The 236-nt window shown below is 47.5% G+C and carries 1 protein-coding gene; it reads left to right on the top strand.

The genetic code is table 11. The features are described from left to right. Window positions 1-236, top strand: a 236-nt coding sequence (locus KVT27_RS26170) for a hypothetical protein (protein WP_217582331.1), incomplete at both ends; no start/stop codon positions are given.

A 236-nucleotide genomic window follows, 5' to 3' on the forward strand; every position in this document is an offset into this window, starting at 1 on the left:
CATGCTGATTTTGTACTTAAGCTTGGCTCTGGTCTCCTTGTATATGGATTTCCGGCCCTTAGTGCTTAATGGCGTAATCGGATTAGTGAATATGAACCATTTCTGCACCACGCTGCCAGGGCCAATTGATGACATTGCGATCAATGCTTTCTACGTGCTTACCATCATTGCTTTTATCGGTCAGGGTCAGATCGGAACACCGATGCTGGCCTATGTGGCGCGTAGTGCGAAGGAAT

Source organism: Lysinibacillus sp. GbtcB16, assembly GCF_019091145.1.
In the GTDB taxonomy this organism is placed as follows: Bacteria; Bacillota; Bacilli; order Bacillales_A; family Planococcaceae; genus Lysinibacillus; species Lysinibacillus fusiformis.